Annotated in this window: 11 protein-coding genes; 3 read left to right on the top strand and 8 right to left on the bottom strand. The window is 46.6% G+C overall.

The annotated features are described in order from the left end of the window. The first annotated feature begins 195 nt into the window (after positions 1-195). Positions 196-2,397 (top strand): hypothetical protein, encoded by a 2,202-nt coding sequence (locus tag L7H18_02580; protein ID UMX48405.1) that lies wholly within the window; start codon positions 196-198, stop codon positions 2,395-2,397. Positions 2,398-2,484: 87 nt separating this feature from the next. On the opposite strand, the gene L7H18_02575 is transcribed toward L7H18_02580, so the two are convergent. The 4 genes from L7H18_02575 to L7H18_02560 form a co-directional block, all read right to left on the bottom strand. Then, the gene (locus L7H18_02575) at positions 2,485-3,252 is read right to left on the bottom strand and encodes an SIMPL domain-containing protein (GenBank protein UMX48404.1); all 768 of its coding nucleotides are present in this window, start codon (positions 3,250-3,252) and stop codon (positions 2,485-2,487) included. Positions 3,253-3,317: 65 nt separating this feature from the next. Continuing rightward, positions 3,318-4,100, bottom strand: a complete 783-nt coding sequence (locus L7H18_02570; protein UMX48403.1) for a hypothetical protein — start codon at positions 4,098-4,100, stop codon at positions 3,318-3,320. A 192-nt stretch (positions 4,101-4,292) separates the two neighbouring features. Further along, positions 4,293-5,264: an endolytic transglycosylase MltG gene (gene mltG / locus L7H18_02565; protein ID UMX48402.1), complete on the bottom strand. Its 972-nt coding sequence runs from the start codon at positions 5,262-5,264 to the stop codon at positions 4,293-4,295. A gap of 387 nt (positions 5,265-5,651) precedes the next feature. After that, entirely contained in the window at positions 5,652-6,407 is a 756-nt protein-coding gene (locus L7H18_02560) for a PD-(D/E)XK nuclease family protein (protein ID UMX48401.1), read from the bottom strand. 193 nt (positions 6,408-6,600) lie between these two features. Here L7H18_02560 and L7H18_02555 point away from each other — a divergent pair, with 193 nt between their 5' ends. Both L7H18_02555 and L7H18_02550 read left to right on the top strand, forming a co-directional pair. Further along, on the top strand, positions 6,601-8,205 hold the full coding sequence (locus L7H18_02555; protein UMX48400.1) for a glycosyltransferase family 39 protein: 1,605 nt from the start codon (positions 6,601-6,603) through the stop codon (positions 8,203-8,205). A gap of 139 nt (positions 8,206-8,344) precedes the next feature. Beyond that, a complete protein-coding gene (locus tag L7H18_02550) occupies positions 8,345-10,096 on the top strand; it encodes a glycosyltransferase family 39 protein (protein UMX48399.1) in 1,752 nt (583 codons plus the stop codon). Between the two features lie 328 nt (positions 10,097-10,424). Here the strand turns inward: L7H18_02550 and L7H18_02545 are convergent, their stop codons facing one another. The 4 genes from L7H18_02545 to L7H18_02530 all read right to left on the bottom strand — a co-directional run bounded on the left by L7H18_02545 (position 10,425) and on the right by L7H18_02530 (position 15,454). Next, positions 10,425-11,228, bottom strand: a complete 804-nt coding sequence (locus tag L7H18_02545) for an FtsQ-type POTRA domain-containing protein (GenBank protein UMX48398.1) — start codon at positions 11,226-11,228, stop codon at positions 10,425-10,427. 129 nt (positions 11,229-11,357) lie between these two features. Continuing rightward, entirely contained in the window at positions 11,358-12,389 is a 1,032-nt protein-coding gene (locus L7H18_02540; GenBank protein UMX48397.1) for a peptidoglycan bridge formation glycyltransferase FemA/FemB family protein, read from the bottom strand. Beyond that, positions 12,386-13,636: an aminotransferase class I/II-fold pyridoxal phosphate-dependent enzyme gene (locus L7H18_02535; GenBank protein ID UMX48396.1), complete on the bottom strand. Its 1,251-nt coding sequence runs from the start codon at positions 13,634-13,636 to the stop codon at positions 12,386-12,388. Before L7H18_02535 ends, L7H18_02540 begins: the two co-directional genes overlap by 4 nt. 135 nt (positions 13,637-13,771) lie before the next feature. Then, complete coding sequence (locus L7H18_02530; GenBank protein ID UMX48395.1) at positions 13,772-15,454, bottom strand: UDP-N-acetylmuramoyl-tripeptide--D-alanyl-D-alanine ligase; 1,683 nt, start codon at positions 15,452-15,454, stop codon at positions 13,772-13,774. Positions 15,455-15,465: the final 11 nt, after the last annotated feature.

Below are 15,465 nucleotides of genomic sequence, written 5' to 3'. Positions count from 1 at the left end.
CTTTGATTACAAAGGGGATAGACCCCAAAATGCGGGTTTTAGTATGTATGATTATCCCCGGTGAGTGAGGGGTTACACTGATGTCGCTTGACAAATAGATTATTTCTTGTTATAATAATCAAAGATATACAACCTGTTGCTTTTATAAAAATTTTCAACACAATGCCATTAATTGTTAAAAATAATCAAAAAACTATGAAAAAATCACTAAATGTATTTATCGGTCTATTTTTTGCGCTTGCTTTGTTTTTAACAATGGCAAGCAATGTTAAAGCGGAAAATTGCAATGGTGATATCTGTGCCACGATAATGTCTGCGGGCGGCCATGGGAGTTTGGCAACCGCCTCAATCACCAATAAAGGCACCGCTTCCGCTCGCGTAAGCTTTTCCGCTTACAAGCTTTTTGTCCAACCCGGACAAACCGGCTGGCTTGATACTCAAGTTTTGTATGATTCAAAAACGATTACCTTGTCGGCCGGACAAACCCAGCAAGTGTCGATCAATACCGCAGAATGTATGAACCAAGTTGATGTTTATAAGGGAGAAGTGATTTCTAAATTATATGATTCTAATGGTCATGGAGAAGTATTGGTCGTATTTGCTTATACCAATGATCCTCTTTGTTCTTCCTGCACCGACGAGTGTTCGGACGACGACCAGCGGGAATGTTCGGGCAACGGCTGGAAGCAGTGCGGCAACTATGACAGCGATTCCTGCAAAGAATGGAGCACTATCACTCAATGCGGCTGGAATCAGACTTGCGTCAACGGTTCTTGCATCGGCGCCTGTCAGAACGAATGCGCTTTGGGACGGCACGAATGTTCCGGATCTTTGGGCAGAACCTGCGTCCAGAGCGGCCAATGCACCGTTTGGGAAAGCTGGCAAACCTGCGACGCGCAATGTTACTCTTGCGGCGACGACAGCTGCGAGTGCGGCGAAACCCAATCGTCTTGCCCGCAAGATTGCGGCTACAACACGCCCACGGTTGATTTGCGCTCCAGCGGTTCGGTAACCTGCAACAAGAACGCGACTTTGACTTGGACATCAACCAACGCCACTTCTTGCAGCGCTTCGGGTTCGTGGTCGGGAAGCAAACTAACTTCCGGATCGGAATCCGTGGGCGATTTCACCGGATCGAGGACTTTCATCTTGACTTGTTACAACGGCAACGCCAGCGCTTTCGACAGCGTGACTTTGGACGGCAGCGACGATCCGTTGGAAGTCAACGCCGGTTCGGACAAAGATGTGGACGGCGATGAATCCGTGCGCTTGGACGGTTCGGTGGATGGCGATTACGACAGCCTTTCCTGGCATTGCACCGGCGGCAGTTTGTCGGACTACAATATTTTGCGCCCGACATTCCGTCCGCCGTTCAACTATGACTCCGACTATGATTACGACCGCACCTATACCTGCACCTTGACCGCCAGAAACGAATGCGGTTCGGATTCCGACAGCGTGCGAATCGATGTCGAGCATCAGACAACGGATTTTAATGTCGCTCTGACCGCGCGGCCCAAATCCGATTGCGCCCCGCTATACGATGTTGATCTGACCGCCACGATTTCCAATTACGGCAGTGACAGCTACAACCGCGACTACACCTATTATTTTGACTGCGAAAACGACGGCAGTTGGGACAAAACCATCACCACGAGCAACACTTCCTACACCGCGACCAACTTGTGCGATTATCGCAATGTCGGTTCCTACACCGCGCGAGTGCGGGTGGAACAAGGAAGCCGCACCGCCACGGACACGGAAATCGTGCGCGCGGAACAATGCGGACAGACGCAAACCGGCAATGTGAGTATCACCAAGACCGTGAGCAATGTTTCCCGCGGCACCGGCTATCAAGGAACCGTAACCGCCAATCCGCTGGATATTGTTTCTTACAAAATTATTGTTGGCGGAGTTTCGGGGAATTCCGAAAATGTGCGCGTGAGCGACGCGGTTCCCGCGGGCATTACCAATATCCGCGACCTGCAAGTTGACGGCTATGCCGCAAGCGGCAATTCGTTAAATGACATCAATTTAGGATCATTCTTCGCCGGGCAAACCAAGATCATCACCTACACGGCCACAATCGCGGATGAAAGCAATTTCATTTACGGCCAAACCACATTGAACAATGTAGCCACGGTCTACGCGGGCAATAATTCGGCCAATTCCAACGCTTCGGTCTATGTTTACCGCCGCGGCATTCAAGGCGCCACCACGATCTCAACCGGTTTTGACGGCAATATGATGATCGGACTGGGTATCGCTTTTGCCGGCATAATCCTGTGCTTGGGATGGCTGTTCAGAAAACGGATTGCCGGTTTCTTCAAAAACGACCCCCGCAAAGCTCTGCGCGAAAAGATCGCTTTTGTCAAAGAAAACGGTCTGGCGCGATAATCTTTGCGCGCAAAACCCCTCTCGCGAGGGGTTTTGTTTTTGCCGCGTTCCCTGCTTTTAAGGCTCCGCGGACGGAATAATTATTGTTTATTTCAACGAGAACGAAGCGCGGACGACTCCCGTTACTTTCTTTTCCAGAGAAGCCGTGTCATAGGTTCCGTAATCAGACACTTCGACCGAATTTTTAGCGGTCACCTGAAACACTCCTTGGCTGGCGGTTTGCAACGAATCGATTTTTTTGCCGGTGCTTTCCGCGATCTTTTGCGCGCGATCCTTGGCGTCTTTGGTTGCTTGGGTAAGCAAATCAAGCCGCAAATCGGCCAGCTTGGAATAATAATATTCTAGGCTCTGTGTCGTGAACACCAATCCCCGGCCCACGAAATAATCCGATGCGTCTTGGGTAAGTTTGGTGATTTCATCCACGCGGTCGGACCCAATCACGATGACCTGTTGCAAATTGTATCCGGCGGTGGGACTGCTTCCGCAAGACTGGTTGCCGAACTTATCATAAGAAATACCGTTCTGGCTCTCGCAAAACGGAGTTATAGTCACCGGATTGACGGTAATTTCCGCTTCATGGACATTCAGACTCTTGAAATATTCCCGCACGGTTTCAATATCGCTTTTAATCTGCGCGCTTCCTTGTTTTAATTGGCTGGCGTCAACGCTGCGCGAAATCGAACTTTGCCATTTGACGGTATCGGAAACCACCGATTTTTCCGCCGATCCGGTAACGGACAAAACATTTGAAAGCTGTTTGGCCCGGTAAAACGAATCCGCGCCCAAAGCGGTGGCCGCAATAACGCTAAAACCGAAAATCAATGCCGGAACAATCTGTTGATTTTTTATTTCCATATTTTTTTGATTAAACCCGTTTCTTCTTGAAAAGCTTCATCAATAATGATTATAGCACAACTATTTCAAATCAATTTTTTTTGCCGTTCCTCCAATCTATCTTTTAAGTCTTCCAGCGAATGCAGGGAAATTTCCTCCACCGAATGTTTTTTGTCGTAATACGCGAACGGGTCGTCCAGATCGCGGATCAATAAAAGCATATATATGAAAACGAAAGCCACGAAAACCGTGAAAAACAAGCTTTCGTAAAAAGGATCGATCCTTAAAAATATCATTCCAAAAATCATCGCGCCGCTCATAATTTCGGCAACGGCATAGGCCGCTTCCGAAAATCGCACTTCGCGGATTTCATGTACACGCATCACCGCCCGCCGTATCTCGGACTGCTCGTGCTTAAGGCGGCTCATGAACGAGGTTTGGCTTTTATCCTCCAGCGCCAAAAATATATTGGTGAAGCTATTGATTTTTTGCAAAACATCGCGAGTTTTAGTCTTGTGGTACAGCCAGTCCAGCACGGTTTGAGTGAAATTCAAGCAATAATCAAACCCTTCGCGCGCGGCTTCGCTGTTCGAACGCTTGTAAACATAAACGCACTCATCGGAAATCGCTTCAATGTTTGCCGCCAGTTCTCCGGGTAATTTTTCTCCGGCCTTGAAATCGGTAAGCACGCCGGAAATGTTAAAACCGATTAAAAATATATTGGCCGAAATCAACGCGGTGAAAATCGTGTTTAAATTTAGGAATTCCAAATCATAAAAATTAACGAGCGCTTTGATCGCCGCGATCGCGAAAAGTATCGGTATCACCCGCGCTCCCATTTGCCATTTGGACCGCAATAATTTAATCATATGGTTTATAAAAACAAAAATGCGCGCCACGCGCATCGGTTAAATCATTGGTATTATATAATATAATGTTTATTTTGTCAAAATTTCATCCGCGCAACCGTTTGCCGGGAACGGGATTCTAAAGGTTAATCCGTTGAAATCCCGTTAAAGCGCGCGAAATGTGAAAACACGCATCCCGGCGAACGATCACTTTCATTTTTTCAAATATTTGGCGACATTTGCCAGATGTTCGTCATAATTTTTGGAAAAAATCGTGGTACCGTCCGGCGCGCTCAAGTAATACCAGTATCGGGTTTCCGCCGGTTCGATCGCGGCTTCAATCGATTCCATCCCGGGATTGCAAATCGGACCCGCGGGCAAACCGCCATATTTGTAAGTGTTGTAAGGCGAATCGATTTCTTTATCGAATTTTCCGTTATTATCATACAAAATCGCGCAATCAACCTGCAATGGCATTTTTTCGTTTATCCGTTTTTGTAAAATTCCGGCAACAATCTTTTTGTCTTCCAAAGTTATCACTTCTTTTTCCAGAATCGAGGCCATTATAATCGTTTCGAAAATCGTTTTGCCGCGTTTTTTAATTTCTTGGCGCAACGGCGAAGTTAATTTTTTGCCGAAATTATCGAGAGCCAAACCGGCAACATCGCTTGCGGTTGGATTTTGCGGCAATTGGTAAGTATCGGGGAAGAAATAACCCTCAATGGCCGCGTTATCCGGCAGATCCGCCAGAAAATCGTATTTATTTTTAAAATTCAAAGTGGAAGAAGCGGCAAAAAATCCGTTCGCGTCGGCGATATCTTTTTGCCGCAAAACCGCGGCAATATCCGCCAATGTCTGTCCGGGAACAATGGTAACGGTTTTAACCGCGGTATCGGCATGAACCAGTTTGTATATCATTTCGGTCTGGCCGATATCTTTAAAATCATATTCGCCGGATTTAAGGTTTTTGAAATTGCCGCCTTTTAATAATTCCAACACAAAGAAAATCTTGCTGTTGATATATCCTTCCGCTTTGAGGTCGCCGGCAATCTGCAACGAGTTTTCTCCCCGCAAAATCGTAATGGTATCCTTTTGCCGCTGTTGTGGCGTGCTGAACTCAAAAAAAATCGCGAATGCCGCAACTGCCATCAACAACATCGCCAACGCAATAAATATTTTTTTCATTTTTAACTTGGCTCGCGCAGTCGAATTTTCCCCCAATTATCTTGAATTACGAAACGCTTTGTATTCGGGGTCTATCCCTTGCTGCCTGTCCCGAGTATTCCCGAGGGATAATCGCAAGGGTTAGACCCCTTCAAAGAATTTGAATTTAATGGTTTCGCAATTCAAAGCGATTATTTAAATCAACCGCGCAATTTTTGTTTTAATATAAAACTTTATTCTTTTTATGCCCCGTCAGCTCGCCGCGGGGGCAAAAAGAATGAGGATTCCTTAGCAAAGCGCAAGTAATCTTGAAGGAAACATCCTTTGGTTGACGGCGGGGTTAATACCCCGGCATCAATGTATTTTTTTATTCTATATTTTTAGCCATAGCTGAATTTATAGAATTTTTTATTTGATTGATTTTGCTTTTTCAATGTATTGGCAATACTCGCAATCAGGGTTGGGCGCCGGCGGCTGAACGGATTCCAGGCAATCTTTTATTTTCAAAAGCGTCGGCTCAACCCAAGCGTCATTGCCGTTATGGGCGATCACGGTAACGGCGAATTCCAGTTTGGCGTCAAACGCGGCGCGATCTTTGGCCGCGTTGGCGAAAACAAAATAGGCAATGTCGTTCACTTTGAATCCGCGCGCGCGAAAAAGCCACTGATAAAACTCGGCTTGGATTTTATACCATTGTTTCCATTGGTCATCCAGTGTAATCTCCTTGATCGTGCTCGTGGCTTTGTAATCAACGATATGATATTCGCCCGCCGGATTGATCCACAAATCGTCGATCGCGCCAAACATCTCAAGATTGGTCGGTTGGTGCAAAACGCGCATCCCCTTGAAATTCTCGCGCCAGATTTCCAAATCATCGTGCCGCGCCGGCACCGCGTCAATGCCATAGGCGGCCATCAAAGGATGGGACACTCCTTCCGCCCGCCGGATGTCAAATTCCTTTTTAAGCAAATGATCCACGGCATTATTGAGCGAGAATCCCGGCCCGGAAGGAATTTTGATTCCCAATCTCTGTTCCAAATAGAAACACCTCGGACATTTCAAAAACATATCCACCTTGGAGCGGCTCAACGCAAACGGCGCGGCAGAATCCGGATCGTAAAGTTTCTTCTTGTAATACGAAAATCCATTATTGGATTTTGCCATATTCTTTCTTTAATAATCCATTATAACCTATTCGCGGAAAATGAATACTCTCCGCGCCATTGATTGGCGCGGACAAAAGTTACGCATAAATATGTTCAAAAACCCGCCGCCGATGTATAATTATCTTGAATCGCGAAACCATTAAATCAAAATTCTTTGAAGCAATTCAAAGCAATTAAAAACACAGACACATATGAAAATCAGTCCGCGGCTGATAACGCCGTTTTTGTTGCTGGCAATAATCGTGATCGCGGTTTTTTTTAGGTTTTATCGGCTGGATTCGGTTCCGCCGGGATTATATCCGGATATCGCGATTAACGGGAACAATGCCTTGCAAAGTTTGCAAACCGGAAACTGGTTGCCGTTTTACGCCGATAATAACGGCCGCGAAGGAATGATTGTTTGGCTGGACGCGCTTTCAATGGCGGTTTTCGGCATCACGCCGCTGGCGTTAAAAATTCCGGCCGCGGTATTCGGCGCGCTGACCGTATTCGGCCTTTATTTATTGGCTCGTGAATTATTCGACAAGCGTAAAAATTTTATCGCGCTTCTCGCGGCTTTTTTGCTGGCAACTTCCTTTTGGCATATCAATTTTTCGCGCATCGGTTTTCGAGTGACACTGGAACCGTTTTTTTTAATTTTCAGTTTTTACTTCTTAACCAAATCTTTCCGATCAAAGAAAATTTCATGGGCGGTGGCGGCCGGCATTTTCTTTGGCCTTGGATTTTACACTTACACCGGTTATCGCCTGGCGGTTCTTTTACTGTTGTGCGCGCTCGCGTTTTGGCTGATAAATTTTTGGAAAAACAAAATTCAATTTATCAAGATTTCCGCCGCGGGATTGCTCGCGGCCTTTGCCGTCGCGCTGCCGATCGGTCTGTACTTCTTGAACAATCCGGCTGATTTTATCGGCCGCGCCGGACAAACATCGGTTTTTTCATCCTCCAATCCGGCGTTTGAACTGGGAAAATCCCTTGTCTTGCATTTGGGAATGTTCAATTTCTACGGCGACGGAAATTGGCGGCACAATTTACCCGGCGCCGCCGAACTTTTCTGCCCGGTTGGCGTCTTATTTCTGATTGGAATTGTTTTCTCAACCAAGCGCCTGATAAAATCAATCAAAATCCGCGATTTCGAACACGAATTCCAATCGTATTCTTTGCTTTTGTTTTGGTTCTTCTTTATGCTGTTGCCCGGGGTTTTGACATCGGAAGGCATCCCGCACGCCCTGCGGACTTTGGCCGTAATTCCGGCAGTGATGATTTTGGCCGCAGTCGGCGGTTTGGCGGTTTACGACTGGATGAAATCGCGCTGGCCGAAAATCGCGGTTATCGGAACCGCCGCGCTGTTTATCGCCGCGACGGCGCTAAACGGATATTGGCGGTATTTTATTGTTTGGGCGGACAACGATAATGTCAAAGGCGCGTTTACCGATACTTTTGCCGATATCGGCCGCCTTACTTCGGAATTGCATCGCCAAGGCTGGCGGACGGTTGTTATCGTTAATGAAAACGGCACGCCGGTTCCCTATCCCGACGGCATTCCGATGCCGGCTCAAACCGTGATATTCGCCGAAACCGCGCATTGCTACAGATCAGGCTGTTTGATCGGCAAAACCTGGTACAGCCCGCATTCAACCTATTTAAAGCCCGACCAGCTGGGCCAAATCGTCCCCGGCCCGAAAACCATAATTGTCCCAATGAAGGACGACCAGGCAATCTTTGATCAACTCTCGCTCTTATTTCCGGCAAGCCAGACAAAGGAACGAAGCGGAATAAGATATTTTGAAATCCCATAAATAATTTTCAATTCCCAAACTCCAATTTTCAATGAATTTTCAATTATCAATGATTCAAACGGAATGCCAATTTTGTTTGTAATATCGGAATTTGGAATATTCATTGAAAATTGATAATTGTAAATTGAAAATTTGCCAAATGCAATTATCAAACAAACGCGCAAATATTTTCGCGGCGGCATTGCTCGCTGTAATGGCCGTCTTGACATTCGGCGCCATGCGCGGCGATTCGCTGACGATGGATGAAAAAAGCCACCTTCCCGCCGGTTATTCTTATATCGCGCAACGGGATATGCGGATAAATCCCGAACATCCGCCGCTGGTCAAGGATCTGGCCGGAATCGGGCAAATTCTTTTCGTGCGCGCGATCAATTTCCCCTATGATTCCACGGCTTGGACAACGATGGTCAACGGCCAATGGGATTTCGGCCAAGCGTTGTTGTTCGATTCGAACAACCCGGCCGATAAAATGATATTTTACGGCCGCTTGCCCATGATCGGCCTATTATTGATATTGGGATTCTGTCTTTTTAAATGGACGCGCGAACTTTTCGGCAACGCGGCCGCGTTGCTGGCTTTGTTCTTGTTTGCTCTTTCGCCCACTTTTCTGGCGCACGGACATTTAGTCACGACCGATGTGGCCGCGGCTCTGGGCGCGTTTGCGGCAACCTATTATTTTGTCAAAGCGCTAAAGTCGCCAAGCTGGAAAAATATCGTTATTTCGGGCATCGCCTTGGGAATCGCCGAGCTGCTGAAATTTTCGATGATTCTTTTGTTTCCAATGTTTATTCTGCTGGCCGGAATCTGTTGGCTGGCGAGAATGTTCAGTTTCAAAAAAGCCTTCCGGATTTTGTTCGTATCGTTCGCGGTTTGCTTCCTGGTCATCGGACCGGTTTATCAATTTCATGTTTGGAATTATCCGCCCGCGCGGCAAGTGAGCGATTCAAAAGACATTTTATCGTCGCACGGGTTTAAGCTTGGGGCCGCGGCTATAGTCTGGGCCGCGGACAAGCCAATCCTGCGCCCCTACGCCCAGTATTTCTTGGGAGTAATGATGGTCACCCAGCGCGTTGCCGGCGGCAACACGACTTATTTTCTGGGGCAAATTTCAAAAGAAAGCTGGCGAGCGTATTTCCCGACAATGTATCTGGCCAAAGAAACCGTTCCGTTCCATATTTTCACGCTGACCGCGCTGATTTACGCGTTGGCAAAAATAAAAAAACCGCGATCCGGATTTAAAAATATGGCCGCGGAAAGCCGGGAAATTATTGACAAATATCTGCCGCAAATCGCGATGTTGCTGTTTGTCGCGATCTATTGGACCAGCAGTGTCGCCGGAAATTTAAACATCGGCGTGCGCCATTTGATGCCGGCGTTCCCGTTCACAATGGCTTTGGCCGCCGGCGGCGCAATCGCTTTCGCCAACCGCGTCAAATGGGGTTACGCGCTCGTGGCCGTTCTCTGCGCGTGGCAAATAATTTCCATTGCCTCCGCCTATCCCAGTTTTTTGGCCTATTATAATGAATTCGCCGGCGGTTCAAACAACGGCTATAAAATCGCGGTTGATTCCAACACCGACTGGGGCCAAGACTTGAAACGGTTGAAAATGTGGATGGAAACAAACGGAGTTGATAAAATTTACATCGATTATTTCGGCGGCGCGGATCCGAAATACTATCTCGACAACAAATACGAAGGTTGGTGGAGCTCAAAAAATCCATCCGAATTGCCGCCGGGCGGTTATTTGGCGGTTTCCGCGACATTTTTACAAGGCCAACGAGCAAGCGTTAAACCGGGCGACAATCTGACATCGGGCGAATACGACTGGCTAAGCGCCTACAAACCGGCCGCCATTATCGGCCATTCGATTTTCGTGTACCATATTCAATAGCCAACTTTTAATAGATGGTTTGCAAAAACAAAAAGCGCGGATTATTTTTCCGGCGCTTTTTAATTTACCTTGAATTGCGAAACTAGCGTTTGGGGAAATTTGACTTCAGCTTTTGGGAAGTCAATTTTCACCGAAGGCGGCGGTAACCGCGCGAATTTTGAAATCAAATTTCCGCGATTACGCCGAAAATTGATTTCAAAATTCGCTGTTTCGCAATTCAAGGTAATTTAAAATGCAGATACAAGATATCAAAATGACGATGTAAAAATTTAAAAATGCGGAATTTAAAATTTTGCAATTTTTTACCGTCATTTTCCGTTTTGATTTTTCAATTTTCAACTTTTTGCTTGAGGTACACTCTCGTAAATCTTACATCCAGATATTCAAGATTGGCTTTTTTTGCTTTAAACGATTCATCGCCGATCACCGCGGCCAATTTTGAAAGCTGGCTGTCGATATCCTTCAGGGGATTGAAATAAACATACCAACCATCCTGAGTTTGCAAATTGATCCGTTCGGGAGTTTCAATGGACGCGCCAACGGTGTTGATGCCGCTTGACGCCAGCATATCGCCTTTAATCCGCAATATGCCCGAAAGCATTTCCTTTGACACCGCTTCATCGCCAACTTTCAACGGCCGACCGGCGGCAACGCTGATTTCCAACAGTTCTTTTTGTTCGAAAACCTCCTCGAAAGCAATGCCATTACCGTCAACCAGAAACTTCTTGCCCGAACCGTCGCCCATTATCGCCACGCCGCTCCGTTCCTCGACCGACGCGATTATCTTTGAAGGAAATTGCCGTTCAATTTTGATGTTCTGCACTTGCGGAAAACGCGCCAGCAACTCTTTCTTGGTTTGCTCCATATTGAAAAGAAGAATGCTCTTGGAATCGAGAAACGCGATTTTCTTGTTCACTTCGTCATGGATTACTTTGGCACAATCCTGCTCGCTGACTTTCTCCGCCCCGGCCACTTCGATATCCTTGACTTCAAGCGCCGGCGAAAAGCAAACCAGCCATACGCTTCCGCACAACACCGCGAAAACGCAAATTGATCTCCAAAACGAAGCTTTGGCGATCAAAGGCTTGTGTTTTTTGGCGCGATGGGGTTTTTTATAAATACGGCGGGTCATTAAGAAACCAATTTCCAACGCTCAATTTTCAATTTTCAAAAAATAATCAATATTCAACAATCGAAACAACCGCGATATTTATTTGAATATTGTTTTTTTGAAAATTGAAAGTTTGAATATTGAATATTATTACAATCCGCGCTTAATTTTTCTTAGCGCTTCAAATATGTAAGTTGGCCAATACTTCCACGACAGCGGCAAATCCATGGTTTTCACATATTCGTGAGCGCGGCCGCCAAAACCCATTTTGAACAGCGTTGGGCCGGCCCAGGGATGTTTCGGGAAGGCTTTGGGGTCGGTGTAACCCCAAAAATCATATATCGTGCATCCGCGCGCCTTGGCTTCTTTGATCGCTTCCCATTGCAGCAGATACGGAATCGAATATTTCGCGAATTTCATCCGCGACGCCGCCTGATGGTAAAAAGCGACGCCGGACCAGAACACCACCAATGCCGCCGCCGCCGGTTCGCCTTTGTAGCGGCCGATAAACCATAGTGCCCGGCCGTCTTTGGCAAAAGCGTTGAATTCGCGCTCAATGTAATCTTTTTTGAAAGCCACGAATTTTTGCCGCCGCGCCAATTCTTCGTTCAACCCGCCGTAAATTTCGATTTCCTTTGCCAGCGCGCTTTTTCCGACCGCGATATCGGGATTTTTTTGCGCCTGCCGTATCAAATAGCGCGTAGTCTTGCGCATTTCTTTCAACAAATCATCCTCCGGCCGGTCGATATCCAGTTTCCATGTCGCTTCATACGCGTTTGCGTGCATCGGCGCCTCGCGCAATCCCAAATTTTTAAATATCTCCAGATTCCGTTCGTTTCTTTCAAATAACGGCGCGCAACGGATAAACGACGCATTTTCCTTTTTCGCCCATCCTTTCAACCATAAAAACAATTCATCAAGGATTTTTTGAATTGCAACCGGATTTGTTTCAATTATGTTCGGTCCATGCTGTATTAAAATATAAGTCCCCCGCTTCGCTTTTATTTTAACCGCTAACGCCAAAGCAATCAACCTTGAGTTATCCACCGCCCCCAGCCTTAAAATTTTAAACCCCTGCCCAGCCTGAAATTCGCCCCACTCCCAAGAATTCAAAAAACTTTTTCGCGCGCATTTTTCCAAAAAATTTTCCCACTCGCCTTTATTGTTGATTTCCTTGATCATTCGCGGTTTTGAATTATATGTTTCGCGATCATTCTTGCGTCTTTCTCGCCAATTTTAATGTGAGTGGGCAAGTTGATCATCTTCCCCGCGAAGCGTTCGGCGGTCGGACAACTGCCTTTTTTATAACCCACGGTTTCCGGCAATGTATCGAACGGATCGACCGGCGTGCGATACCAATCGCCAATCAGCAAATTTTTTTTCCATGACTTTCTTATTATTTCGGCCGCGGCGGCGTGTCGAACGGCAAAGCGCAGATAAACCGCTTTCCGGTCGTTTAATCTCGGCGGTAAAACAAAATCGCCGTTCTTTAATTCATTATAATATAATTTGGCCAATTCGCGGCGATGCGCGTTGAATATCTCCAATTTACCGAATTGTCTCAACGCCAGAATCGCCAACGCGTTGGGTAAACGCTTGGGAAAATAATCCGGCGCCAAACCCCGCTTTTCTTTCCAATGAATAGCTTTCGACAAGACATTGAACCATTGAAACAATACCAGCAAATATCTGCCCAAAATTGAATATGCCGGCAAAACCAGCCGATCCATCAACACCGGATGCAACAGCTGTTGGCGAATCCAGCCGTTTGGCGGATAACCGGCTTTTTCTTGAAACGCCGCGATCTTTCGCGCCAATTCGTCATCATTGGTCACGGCCATGCCGCCGTAAACGCAAGAAATCATTTTATCGCGGCCGAAAGAAAAAAACGCAGCCTTGCCGAATGTTCCGACTTTGCCGCCTTTATATTCCGCGCCCAACGAATGCGCGCAATCTTCTATAAGAATTAAATTATTCTCATCGCAAATTTTTTTGATTTCGTCCATATCCGCGGGCAAGCCGAAAGTGTGTTGCACCATCACCGCCCGGGATTTTTTTGTGATTTTTTTCCTCAAATCCGCGGCGGACAAATTGTAATTTTGGTCGCAATCGACGAACAGCGGCTCAAGCCCGGCCCAGCGTATCGGATTGGCCGCCGCGTTGCATGTAAACGCCTGCAACAGCACCTGCGACCCCTTTGGAAGCTCCAGAGCGTCCAATACCGCCATTAGCGACGAACGCCCGCTATTAAAGGAGTAAGCGTGTTTTACGCCCAGATATTTTTTAAACTCCGCTTCCAATTCGGCGATCGCGGCGCCTTCGCGCCAACATCCCGAATCGCGCCCAACCGAAATCGCCAACTTTATATCGTCGGCTTGCGCGTTGGGCGACAAAGATATCGATATCGGCCGAAACGAATTCATAATCATTTATTCTTTTTATGCCCCGTCAGCTCGCTGCGGGGAGCAAAAAGAATGAGGATTCCTTAGCAAAGCGCAAGTAATCTTGAAGAAAACATCCTTTGGTTGATGGCGGGGTTAATACCCCGACATCAATGTATTTTTCTATTTTACCGCCAAAAATAATTCCATCAAACTTTCGGCCAGCCTGCCTTCGAGCAAAACCCCGTCACCGTCCGACAAACGGCTTTCTATCAATTTTTTTACCTCAACCGATTTTTCAAGAAACACGATATTGTTCGGTTCCATTCCCGCGCCAACGGCGGCTTTTCTGATTTCTTCAAAATGGTCGCCGGTGGTGATAATCGCCAAGTCGCAAACTTGGGAGATCTTTTGGCCGATTTGGCGATGGATTTCTTTGGACGCGCTTCCAAGCTCGATCAAACAAGGCATAATTATCGCTTTCTTCCCGGAATGCAATTTCAAATAATCCAAGTGCGCGATAACGCCATCGGGGTTGGCCGAATAGGTCGAATTAAAAACATCGATTTCTTTTAAAAGGGTCCGACCCTTTTGGTCTAAAAAGGGTCGGACCCTTTTAAATATAATATTAAACGGAGTAAAATCGGTTTGATTGATAATCCTCGCGACTTCGGGAAAAGCCATTCCCGCGGCGATCGCGCCCGAAACCGCCAACAATACCGGCTCAACCATAAATGCTCCGCGGGCGTTGATGTCTATGGCGATTTTTTCGTTTTTATAATTAAGAACAAATCTCAAGCGATCAATTGCCGCCGCGATTTCCCCGGCCCAAATATCTTTTCCGGCCAAAATGACATTATCTGTTTTGATTTTTTGTTTTTCAATACTTTCCGCGACCAGCCGGCTGTTGAAATTCAAAATTGCCGTGCCGTTTTTCGGCAACGCGTCCAAAATTTCAAATTTTCCGTCGATTATGTTTTTTTGGCCGCCGAATACGCCCAAATGTTGCTGATTGATCCCGGTTATAATCCCGATTTTCGGCTTGACGATCCCGGCCACTTGCTTGATCCGACCCTTGTGCACCGCGCCGATCTCGCAAACAAAAATTTGATGTTCGGGTTTCAGATTATTGATTATGGCAAGCGCGACCCCCATTTCCGTGTTTTGGTTGGCTTGGGTTTTTAAAACCTTGAATCTTTCGGAAAGGATGGCGGCCAACAATTCCTTGGTCACGCTTTTACCGTAACTTCCAACGATTCCGATTACCGTCAAATCCGGCCGTTTTTCAATGACCGCGGCCGCCTTTTTTAAAATTTTATTCTTTTGCCATATGGTCAACGGCTGGAGAATCAGCACGACCGCTGAAACAATCAAGGGAATCAACACATCGAACAACAACAGCCAAAACGCCCCGGCGGCAAAATCAGGCACGCTCATTTCACCCAAAAAAACATTAAAAAACAGGATGGCGGCGCCAAATAACAGAATATGGCTTGCCGCGGCCAGCAACAGCGATTTTTTCGTTATCGCGGGCTGCAACAAATTCTTTTTTGCGATATTCGCCAGCGAAACCGCCGCTTGCGCGAAAAAAATTAAAAAGATCGCGACAATCGACAACAAATATTCTTTCGAATCCATTAAATACAAATAACCGAAAATCAAGACCCCGGCTTTGGCCAGAAACAAAGGGTTGATAAATATGCTTTTGCCTTTGGCGGTTTCAAAGTGCGCCAAAAACCGCCCCGAATGATATTCCTTCAACTGCCACAAATAAAGCCAAAACAAAATCTGCCGATGGGCGGCCAGCATCCAAAATAAAAACATCGCCAGATACCAGATCAAATAAGGATAAGCCCAGAATTCCATAATGCAAAGAT

The organism is Candidatus Nealsonbacteria bacterium DGGOD1a (genome assembly GCA_022530585.1).
Taxonomy (GTDB): domain Bacteria; phylum Patescibacteriota; class Minisyncoccia; order Minisyncoccales; family UBA5738; genus UBA5738.
This window is presented reverse-complemented; position numbering and strand designations above follow the sequence as displayed.